This window comes from Nocardiopsis halotolerans DSM 44410, assembly GCF_000341065.1.
GTDB lineage: Bacteria > Actinomycetota > Actinomycetes > Streptosporangiales > Streptosporangiaceae > Nocardiopsis > Nocardiopsis halotolerans.
Genome location: NZ_ANAX01000044.1, coordinates 11,633 through 21,066, shown reverse-complemented (window position 1 = coordinate 21,066; position 9,434 = coordinate 11,633). Strand labels below are relative to the sequence as shown.

General features: G+C 71.5%; 8 protein-coding genes. 2 read left to right on the top strand and 6 right to left on the bottom strand.

Annotated elements, in window-relative coordinates; genetic code table 11:
* The 5 genes from yicI to D455_RS0103515 form a co-directional block, all read right to left on the bottom strand.
* A partial coding sequence (gene yicI, locus D455_RS0103535; RefSeq protein ID WP_017569391.1) for an alpha-xylosidase occupies positions 1–1,622 on the bottom strand: 1,622 nt, incomplete at its 3' end.
* 58 nt (positions 1,623–1,680) lie between these two features.
* The gene (locus D455_RS0103530; RefSeq protein ID WP_017569390.1) at positions 1,681–2,592 is read right to left on the bottom strand and encodes a carbohydrate ABC transporter permease; all 912 of its coding nucleotides are present in this window, start codon (positions 2,590–2,592) and stop codon (positions 1,681–1,683) included.
* On the bottom strand, positions 2,589–3,494 hold the full coding sequence (locus D455_RS0103525; protein WP_017569389.1) for a carbohydrate ABC transporter permease: 906 nt from the start codon (positions 3,492–3,494) through the stop codon (positions 2,589–2,591). Before D455_RS0103525 ends, D455_RS0103530 begins: the two co-directional genes overlap by 4 nt.
* Positions 3,491–4,744 carry a sugar ABC transporter substrate-binding protein gene (locus D455_RS0103520; protein ID WP_026122278.1) on the bottom strand — a complete coding sequence of 418 codons (1,254 nt, stop codon included), beginning with the start codon at positions 4,742–4,744 and terminating at the stop codon, positions 3,491–3,493. The genes D455_RS0103525 and D455_RS0103520 overlap by 4 nt, the downstream gene beginning before the upstream one ends.
* A 121-nt stretch (positions 4,745–4,865) precedes the next feature.
* A complete protein-coding gene (locus tag D455_RS0103515; RefSeq protein WP_017569387.1) occupies positions 4,866–5,891 on the bottom strand; it encodes a LacI family DNA-binding transcriptional regulator in 1,026 nt (341 codons plus the stop codon).
* Between the two features lie 217 nt (positions 5,892–6,108).
* On the opposite strand from D455_RS0103515, the gene D455_RS0103510 reads away from it, so the two are divergent.
* A complete protein-coding gene (locus D455_RS0103510) occupies positions 6,109–8,067 on the top strand; it encodes an aconitate hydratase (protein WP_017569386.1) in 1,959 nt (652 codons plus the stop codon).
* A gap of 153 nt (positions 8,068–8,220) precedes the next feature.
* Positions 8,221–8,826 (top strand): response regulator transcription factor, encoded by a 606-nt coding sequence (locus D455_RS0103505; protein WP_017569385.1) that lies wholly within the window; start codon positions 8,221–8,223, stop codon positions 8,824–8,826.
* A gap of 10 nt (positions 8,827–8,836) precedes the next feature.
* Here D455_RS0103505 and D455_RS36100 read toward each other — a convergent pair whose 3' ends face one another.
* A complete protein-coding gene (locus tag D455_RS36100) occupies positions 8,837–9,406 on the bottom strand; it encodes a sensor histidine kinase (protein WP_394296614.1) in 570 nt (189 codons plus the stop codon).
* Positions 9,407–9,434 lie beyond the last annotated feature (28 nt).

The following is a 9,434-nucleotide window of genomic DNA, read 5'->3' as shown; positions in this document are numbered from 1 at the left end:
CTGCCGTGCAGCCTGCTGTGCGAGGAGAGCAGGCCGAACGCGAGCCACCGCTTGAACACCGCCGGGTCGGGGGTGCCCTCGAAACCGCCGATGTCGTGGCTCCAGAAGCCGAACCCCGACAGTCCCAGGGACAGTCCGCCGCGCAGGCTCTCCGCCATGGCGTCGAACGACGAGGCGCAGTCCCCGCCCCAGTGCACCGGGAAGCTCTGGCCGCCCGCCGTGGCCGAGCGCGCGAAGAGGACGGCCTCCCCCTCGCCCCGCTCACGGACCAGCAGGTCGAACACCGTCTCGTTGTAGAGCTGCGCGTAGTAGTTGTGCATGCCCTGCGGGTCGGAGCCGTCCGACCACACGACGTCGGTCGGCACCCGCTCGCCGAAGTCGGTCTTGAAGCAGTCCACGCCCATGTCGAGCAGGGGTTTGAGCTTGGACGCGTACCACGCGCGCGCGTCGGGGGACGTGAAGTCGACCAGCGCCATCCCCGCCTGCCACATGTCCCACTGCCACACCGTCCCGTCGGGCCGCCGGACCAGGTGCCCCAGCCGGGCGCCCTCCTCGAACAGCGCCGACCGCTGGGCGATGTAGGGGTTGATCCACACACAGGTCCGCAGACCCCGCGCCCTGAGCCGGGAGAGCATGCCGACGGGGTCGGGGAACACGTCCGGGTCCCACTCGAAGTCGCACCAGTGGAACTCGCGCATCCAGAAGCAGTCGAAGTGGAACACGCTGAGCGGGATCTCCCGCTCGGCCATGCCGTCGATGAAGCGGTTGACCGTGTCCTCGTCGTAGGAGGTGGTGAACGACGTGGACAGCCACAGCCCGAACGACCACTGCGGGGGCAGCGCGGGACGACCGGTGAGCGCGGTGTACCTCGCGAGGATCTCCTTGGGGGTCTCCCCGCGGATGACGTAGTACGTCAGGGCGTGGTCCTCGATGCTGAACTGCACGCGGCCCACCGACTCCGAGCCGACCTCGAACGACACCGGCCCCGAGTGCGCCACGAACACCCCGTAGCCCCGGTTGGTCAGGTAGAACGGCACGTTCTTGTAGGCCTGCTCGCTGCTCGTGCCGCCGTCGGCCTGCCAGATGTCCACGGTCTGGCCGTTGCGCGTGAACGGGGTGAAGCGCTCACCCATGCCGTACACGAGTTCGCGGATCCCCAGCGACAGCTGCCCGAGCACGTGGTGGGCGCCGTCCGCGTCCTCGACGAAGGCGGTGCCCTTGGCGTCGACGCTGGTCAGCGTGGTCTCACCCGAGCGGAACTCCAGCCGCCAGGGGCCCTCGGTGCTCGCACGCAGCGACAGCGCCCCGCTGGTCAGCTCGATCGCGGAGTCCTCCCGCGTCACCACGGGCGCGGCGTCGGGGTCGTCCGCCACGTCGAACGCCGGGGCGCGCCGGACCGACCCGGCCAGGTGCGTGGTCCGCACACCGATCACGTCGGGGGCGGGCGACCAGCAGTCGACCGTGATCAGCGGTGTGTTGAGCGTGTCCCCCCGGTGCCCGATCGGACGCACCGGGGCGTAGAGGGTGAACCGGTCGTCGTGTACCTGGACGTCGCGCGTCTCGCGCGCGTAGTTCGCGCGGACGCCCTCCCTCATCTGCCAGAAGCCGTCGGTGAACTTCATGGGCGGTTCTTCCCTCTCGTCTTCGTCTCGGTTCGTCGGTGGCGCGGTCGGCGTCGGGTCACTTGATCGATCCTCCGGAGATTCCGGCGGCCACGTACTTCTGCGCGACGACCAGCAGCACCGCCGCCGGGACCGAGGAGAGGACGGCCACGGCCATGACCGCGCCCCAGTCCCCGACGTGCGCGCCGATGTACTCGTAGATGCCGAGCGTCACGGGCTTCACGGCGTCGGTCGTGTTCAGGGTCAGCGCGAAGAGGAAGTCCGACCACGCGAACAGGAAGGTGAACAGGCCACCGGTGATCAGCGCGTTGCGGCTCATCGGCAGCACGACCGAGACCAGGACGCGCAGCTGCCCGGCGCCGTCGAGCATCCCGGCCTCCAGCACCTCCTCGGGGATGGACACCATGAACGCGCGCAGCAGGACGATCGTGAAGGGGATCCCCAGGGACGCGTCGGCCAGGATCAGCCCCAGGTAGGAGTTGACCAGTTCCAGCTCGACGTAGGCGTTGTACAGCGCGTTCGCCACGACGATGCCCGGAACCATCTGGGTGATCAGGGTGGCGAACACGACCGTCTCCGCGCCGCGCAGCCGGAACCGCGCCAGGGCGTAGGCGGCCGGGGCGGCGACGGCGAGGCAGACCGCGACCGCGCCGAGCGCCACCAGGATCGAGGTGAGCAGGTTGCCCGCCTGCGACTCCCAGGCCCGCTGGAAGTTGCTGAGGTCGAGGGTGTGCGGGAACCACCGGAGTTCGACCATCGCGGCGTCCGGTTGCAGCGCCGTGTTGACCATCCAGTACAGCGGGAACAGCAGGACGGCCAGGACGAGGACGCCGAACACGACGCTCGCCGCGTCGCCCCGCGCCCTGCGCGTCATGAGCGGTCGCCTGGGCCGCCGTACGGCGTTCGCCGCCGCGCCGCTCGGGGCGGGGCCCGCGGCCGGAGGCGCGGTGCTGTTCGACAGGGTGCTCATCGGGTGACACCTCCTCGGTTGGCGCGCAGGTAGATCACCGCGAACACCATGCTGACCAGGATCAGGACGTTGCCGACGACGGCGCCCTGGCCGAAGTCGAGCTGGAGGAACGACAGCTGGTAGGTGAGGGTGCCCAGCGTCTCCGTGGAGTGCGCGGGGCCGCCGTTGGTGAGCGCCAGGATCAGGTCCAGGATCTTCACCGTCGACATGAAGCCCAGCACCAGCACGACGGTCACGACGGGTCGCAGCATGGGCAGGGTCACCTGGAAGAAGGACCGGAACGGGCCCGCGCCGTCCAGGACGGCCGCCTCGCGCAGCTCCGCCGGGATCTCCTGGAGCCCGCCGTAGAGGATCACCATGTTGAAGGGGATCCCGATCCAGATGTTGACCAGCACGACCGACAGCAGGGCGAAGTCGGGGCTGCTCAGCCAGGGGACGGCCGACGACGTCAGGTGCAGCGCCTGGAGCGACTCGTTCAGCACGCCGGTCTCCTGGTCCAGGACCCGGCGCCAGACGGTGCCGGCCACGACCATGGGGATCAGCCAGGGCAGCAGGAGCAGGGACCGCATGATCCCCGACAGCGGGAACCGGCGGCTGAAGAAGACCGCGAGCGCCATGCCGATGCCGAACTGGCCCACCAGCGAGCCCACCGTGAACACGAGGGTGTGCCACAGGGACGCGCCGAACAGGTCGTTGGCGAAGACGGCCCGCCAGTTGTCCAGGCCGTTGAACGGCGCCTCCCCCGTGAAGTACGTGGCGAAGGTGTAGTCCTGGAAGCTCATCACCACGTTGCGGACGAGCGGATACCCGAAGAACAGCAGCATGTACAGCAGCGCGGGGGCGATGAACAGCCACTTCGTGAGGACCTGGCGCCTGCGCGGCGCGGTCGCCGTCATCGTCATGACCGACCCCCCAGCTGCGCCTCGACCCGGGCCTGCGCCGTCTCCATCGCCGACCGGGGACTCGCCTGGCCGGTGAGCGCCGCCTGCAACGCGGTGCCGATGGCCTGGGAGTAGGTGTTCCACTCGGTGCCGACGTACTCGGTCCGGCTGCGCGCCGTGCGCACCTGGTCCACGAACGGGGCCAGCTCCGGGACCAGGTCGCGGTACCGTTCGGCCGCCTCGCGGTCGACGGGCACGTTGCTGCCCTTGGTCGACCAGTCCAGCTGCGCCTCCGCCGTGGTCAGGCAGGCCACGAGTTCCCCGGCGACGCGTTCGCGCCCGGGGTCCTCGTTGTTGACCGGCACGGTGAAGGTCGTGCCGCCGATCGGGGCGATCGGGGTGTCCCCGGCCTCGGGGACGGGGATCTCGGTCACGACCCAGTCGAGTTCGGGGTGCTCCTCCAGGACCGGCAGCTGCCAGGGTCCGTTCACCATCATGGCCGCGTTGCCCGCGATGAACTGGTCGTTCACGTCGGCCTGCGTCCAGTTGACCACCGAGGGCGAGACCGATCCCTCCTCGACCAGGGAGGTGACGTGGGCCAGCGCCTCCACCGACTCCTCCGAGGAGAGTTCCCGTTCGTCACCGCCGTTGGACCACAGCCACGGCAGGAACTGGTAGACGCCGTCCGCGGTGGCCAGGGCGCTGATGGCGAGGCCGTAGCGCTCCCCCTCGGTCAGCTCGGCGGCGGCCGCCTTCAGCTCCTCCCAGGTCTCCGGCGGTTCGACGCCCGCCTCGGCGAGGACGTCCGCGTTGTAGAAGAGGCCGAGGGAGTTCACCGACCGGGCCGCGCCGTAGTACTCGCCCTCGTAGCTGCCGATGGAGAGCGCCCCCTCGGAGAGGCCCTCCGTGGAGATGCCGACCTCCTCCAACGGAACCAGGCCGCCCGCGGCGGCGAACTGCGGCAGGTCCGAGCCGTCGATGTTCAGGACGTCGGGCAGGGAGTTGGACGAGGCCATCCGCAGGGCCTTGGGGACGAGCTGGTCGGCGGGCACGCTGATCTGGCGCACCTCCACGCCCACCTGGGCTCCGCAGGCCTCCATGGCCTCCCCGTCCCAGGTGTGGTACGGCTCGTCGGTGCTGGAGTTCATGATCGTGTACACGTCGGGGTCGCGTTCGGCCGCGCAGCCGACGCTCACCAGGGAGAACGCCAGGGCGCAGGCCGTCGCGGACACCGCTCGGGGCGGACGGTGACGACGGGGATGTTGTTGCATCAGTGCCTCGTGTGGACAGGGGGGCGGCGTCGGCCCTGAGGGGCTGGCGCTGTCAACGGTGCTTTCGGTGCGGGGATTCGGGGACGGGGCCACCGGGCCGGTCGGGCGGGGCGGCCCCCGGTCAGGGCGGAGGCGCGACCGTTCCGCCGCCGGTGATCTCGGGCGGTATGAGTTCGTGCCGCCCACCGGCGGGGCCTCCCGTCACGGCGGCGACGGCCAACCGGGTCACGGCGGACGACATCCGTTCGACGGGCAGCTCGATCCGGGTCACGTCGAGCCCGCCGAGGTCCTCGGGGAAGTTGCCGATGGCCACCAGGGAGAGGTCCCCCGGCACGTCGATCCCGCGTTCCGCGAGGTGCCGCAGGACGCCGGGCACGGCGGCGGGGTGCTGGACGGCGAGCGCGGTGGGCGCGTCATCGGCGTCCAGCAGTGCGTCCAACCGCCGNCCCACCCGCCGGTACAGCTCGGCGGGGTCCTCCGCCGAGGGGAGGGTGCGTACGGCGACGCCGAGTTCGGTCATGGCGCGTTCGGCACCGAGCAGACCGCGCACGGAGTAGCTGCGGCCCGAGGCGATGTCCTCCTCGACCGTCGACAGGAAGCACAGTCTGCGGTGCCCGGCGTCGTGGAGCAGCCGCAGCGACGCGGCGGCGGCCTCCTCCCAGTCGAGGTCGGCCCAGGGTGCGGCGTCCTCGTCGGCGGGGCGTCCGAGGACCACCACGGGGAACCCCAGCGCGTCCATCGCGCCGATCCGGGGGTCCTCCATCTCGACGCCCATGATCACCGCGACGTCGGCGAGCCTGCTGCGTGCGGCGCGCTCCAGTCCGTACGCCCCGGCGTCGCCGTCGCGGACGGTGAGCAGGAGCAGGTCGTAGCCCAGCCTCCCGGCGGCGCTGCTCAGCCCGTACATGAACCGTCCGCCGACGGGGAGGTAGCTGGACGATCCCAGGGGCAGGGCCAGCGCGATCACGTTGGTGCGGGTGCTGCGCAGGGAGCGTGCGCCCGCGTTGGGGTGGTAGCCCAGGTCGTCGACGGCCGCGCGCACCGCGGCCCGGGTCCGTTCGGAGACCCTCCGGGACCCGCTGAGCACGTAGGACACCGTGCTCGGCGCCACTCCCGCCGCCGCCGCGACGTCCTTGATGGTGACCATCGCGACCTCCCTCCAGAGTTGTCGAATCGATTCGACGAATGGGTGTACGCGTCCGTCGAATCGATTCGATGGATGCCCAGTATGGTACGGAACACCCGTTTGTGTGACAAGACCCTCGCCGCTGTCCCTCGTGGAACGGTCGGGACCGGCCGTATCCCGTTTGCCGTGCGTCCGTGCGGTCAGGAGCGAGGGAGGGAGCAGGCGAGGGGAGAACGAGATGGGACGCGGCGTCGCGCGCAAACTGATCGACACGCACCTGGTCGAGGGGGAGATGGCGCCCGGGGAGGTCATCGGGATCGCCGTAGACCAGACCCTCACCCAGGACGCCACCGGCACCCTGGTGATGCAGGAGCTGGAGGCGCTCGGCCTGGACCGCACCCGCGCCGAGGTCAGCGTGCAGTACGTGGACCACAACCTGTTGCAGGCCGACGAGAAGAACGCCGAGGACCACGCGTTCCTGCACACGTCGGCGCTCCGCTACGGCATGTGGTACTCCAAGCCCGGCAACGGCGTGTCCCACCCCACGCACATGCAGCGCTTCGGCGCACCCGGGAAGACGATGGTCGGCTCGGACTCCCACACCTGCGCCGCGGGTTCGCTGGGCATGCTGGCGGTCGGCGTCGGCGGCCTGGAGGTCGCCATGGCCATCGCCGGCCGACCGCTGCGCGTCCGGGCGCCCCGGATCTGGGGCGTGCGCCTCACCGGTGAGCTGCCTCCGTGGACCTCGGCCAAGGACGTCATCCTGGAGATGCTCCGGCGGCACGGCGTCAAGGGCGGACTGAACCGGATCATCGAGTACCACGGCCCCGGGGTCGCCACACTCACCGCCATGGACCGCCACGTCATCGCGAACATGGGCGCCGAACTGGGCGCCACCACCACGGTCTTCCCCGCCGACGGGGCGGTACGCGACTTCCTGCGCGCCGAGGGCCGCGAGGAGGACTTCACCGAGCTGCTGCCCGACGACGACGCCGACTACGACGTGACCGACGAGATCGACCTGTCGCGGATCGAGCCGCTGATCGCCCGGCCCTCCTCACCCGGAGACGTCGTCCCGGTCCGCGAGGCGGCGGGTACCGACGTCAGCCAGGTCGTCATCGGCTCCTCGGCCAACCCGGGGCTGCGCGACTACGCCATCGCCGCCGCCATGGTCAGGGGCCGCCAGACCGACAGCGCGGTCAGCTTCGACGTCAACCCGTCGTCGCGCCAGATCTTCTCCGACCTGACCCGCATGGGAGCGACCTTCGACCTCATCGAGGCCGGGGCCCGCATCCACCAGGCGGGCTGCCTGGGCTGCATCGGGATGGGACAGGCGCCCGCCGTCGGCCGCAACTCACTGCGCACCTTCCCGCGCAACTTCCCCGGCCGGTCGGGCACCAAGGAGGACTCGGTCTGGCTGTGCTCGCCCGAGACGGCGGCGGCCTCCGCGCTCACCGGCGTCATCACCGACCCGCGCGACCTGGCCGAGGAACTGGGCATGGCCCACCCCGACCTGCGGCTGCCGGAGAGGGCCAGCGTCAACACCGCGATGCTGGTTCCGCCGCTGCCGCGCGAGGAGGCGGCGCGGGTCGAACCCGTGAAGGGCCCCAACATCTCCGCGCTGCCGGACTTCCCGCCGCTGCCCGACCGGATCGAGGCGCCGGTGCTGCTCAAGGTCGGCGACGACGTCTCCACCGACGAGATCTCCCCGGCGGGCGCCCGCGCGCTGCCCTTCCGCTCCAACGTCCCCAAGCTCGCCGAGTTCACCTTCACCCGGATCGACGAGGACTACCCGAGCCGGGCCCGGGAGACCGCCGGGGGGAGCGGCCACATCGTGGTCGGCGGGGAGAACTACGGCCAGGGCTCCTCCCGCGAGCACGCCGCGATCACCCCCCGCTACCTCGGACTTCGTGCGGTGGTCGCCAAGTCCTTCGCGCGCATCCACTGGCAGAACCTCGCCAACTTCGGCGTCCTGGCGCTGCGCTTCGACGATCCCGGCGACTACGACCGGATCGACACCGGCGACGTCCTCGTCCTCGACGGGCTGGAGGACGCCCTGTCCTCCGGCCCCGAGCTGACCGTGCGCAACACCACGAAGGGCGAGGAGCACCGGCTCAACCACCAGCTCTCGCCCGCGCAGGTCGACGCGGTGCTGGCGGGCGGCCAGATCCCGCTGCTGGCGCGGGAACTGACCTGACCCCGGACCTTCAGGACCCGGTATGCACGGCTGACACTCCGCCCCCGGCGGGCGGTGTTGTGGGAGTCCGCCGACGACCCCCTCGTGCGGCGCCCGGCCGCGAACCGTGGTACGTACCATGTCAGATCCGTGGCTGAGGTGGGGGAGCGGGGCGTGATCAGGGTTCTACTGGCCGAGGACATGCACATGATCCGGGGCGCGCTGATGGCGCTGCTCGCCATGGAACCGGACATCGAGGTGGTCGCGGACGTGTCCTCGGGGGACGCCGTCGTGCCCGCCGCCCTCGAACACCGCCCGGACGTCGCCGTCCTCGACGTCCAGATGCCGGGGGTCGACGGCATCGAGGCCGCCGCGGAGATCCTCGGGCGGATGCCCGGGTGCCGCACGCTGATCCTCACCCAGATCGGACGTCCGGAGGTGCTGCGCAGGGCGTTGGCGGCCGGGGCCCGGGGCTTCATGATGAAGGACGCGCCCCCCGCCGAGCTGGCCGACGCGATCCGCCGGGTGGCGGCCGGTGAACGGGTGGTCGACCCGAACCTGGCCACGGCCACCATCGAGGCCCCCGCGAACCCGCTGACGCCCAGGGAGGTGGAGGTGCTGCGCCTGGCCGGGGAGGGCGACGATCCGGGCGAGATCGCCGCCCGGCTCCACCTGGCCAGGGGCACGGTGCGCAACTACCTCGGGGCGATCGTCGTCAAGCTCGACGCGCGCAACCGCCTGGACGCCGTGCGCATCGCGACCGAGGCGGGATGGCTCTGACGCCGCCGGCTCACGCCCCCGCCGGTGCCGGGTCCGGGTCGCCGGAGCGCGCTCCGGGGGACACGGGGTGGATCACGACGAGCTCGTACCCGCCGTCGCCGGTGGGCCCGGCGGTGAGTTCACCGCCCGCCACGGCCACCCGCGCGGTGAGGTTGACGATGCCGTTCCCCCCGCGACGCGCGGTCCGTGCGTCGCCGTGCGCGCCGGAGGCGCCGGGGGAGACGCCGTCGTTGGCCACGCGCAGGAGCACGCGGGCGTCGGTGGCGGCCACCCGGATGGTGACCTCGCGCGCCCGGCTGTGCCGGAGGATGTTGGTGACGGCCTCGCGGAGCACGGTGGCGAGCAGCGCGTCGACCCGGTCGTCGAGCAGTCCGGCGTCGATGTCGAGCCGCACGTCGACGCCCGCGGCGGTGAGGACCTCACGGGCCGAGGCGCTCTCCACGTGCAGGGAGACCTCCGGGCCGTCGTGCGGGATGGTGCGCAGTTCGGCGAGGGTCCTGCGGGCCATCCGCGCGATGTCCCGTAACTCCGTGTCCGCGTCTTCGGGATCGCGGGCGGCGAGTTCGGCCCTGACGGTGATCGCGGACAGGCCGTAGCCGAGCAGGTCG

Coding starts and splice junctions, on each gene's coding strand:
- D455_RS0103525 (WP_017569389.1), bottom strand. CDS start 3,494: ATGACGATGACGGCGACCGCGCCGCGCAGGCGCCAGGTCCTCACGAAG.
- D455_RS0103530 (WP_017569390.1), bottom strand. CDS start 2,592: ATGAGCACCCTGTCGAACAGCACCGCGCCTCCGGCCGCGGGCCCCGCC.
- D455_RS0103510 (WP_017569386.1), top strand. CDS start 6,109: ATGGGACGCGGCGTCGCGCGCAAACTGATCGACACGCACCTGGTCGAG.
- D455_RS0103520 (WP_026122278.1), bottom strand. CDS start 4,744: ATGCAACAACATCCCCGTCGTCACCGTCCGCCCCGAGCGGTGTCCGCG.